The sequence below is a fragment of the Vibrio sp. 704 genome, assembly GCF_033339295.1.
Window position 1 is genome coordinate 1 of record NZ_JAWOUH010000963.1, and the last position, 531, is coordinate 531.

The following is a 531-nucleotide window of genomic DNA, read 5'->3' on the forward strand; positions in this document are numbered from 1 at the left end:
CAGTACCAAATAGCGTTGGTCCCATACCGCCTAGCGAAAGCGATGCAAAGACACAAAGTGATGCCATCACGACACTTGCTGAAACTACTGCGTTAGAACGTTTCATGCCTTTCTCATCGATAAGGTAAGAAACCACTACTTCTAACAATGAAACCGAAGAGGTAAGCGCCGCTACCGTTAGTCCGATGAAGAACAGAAGCGCAAGTAGCAAACCAATCACACCGCCCATTTCCGCGAACAATTGAGGAACAACGACGAACACCAGACCTGGGCCTGCTGCTGGCTCCATGCCGAAAGCAAACATTGCCGGGAACATCGCGACACCAGCAAGGATCGCTACGCCGGTATCCATTGCCGTAACCATACCTGTTGTTTGAACGAGGTTTTCTTTCTTCTTCAAGTAAGAGCCATAAGTCATCATACAACCCATACCAAGACTCAATGAGAAGAACGCCTGACCTAATGCTGCAAGTACCACGTTACTGTCTACTTTAGAGAAGTCTGGCATGAACAAGAACTCAAGACCTGCCA

General features: G+C 48.0%; 1 protein-coding gene. It reads right to left on the bottom strand.

Going from position 1 to position 531, the window contains the following annotated elements; genetic code table 11:
• Positions 1-531: sodium-dependent transporter (locus tag R7R24_RS30120; RefSeq protein ID WP_318120643.1), on the bottom strand; the 531-nt coding region annotated here is incomplete at both ends.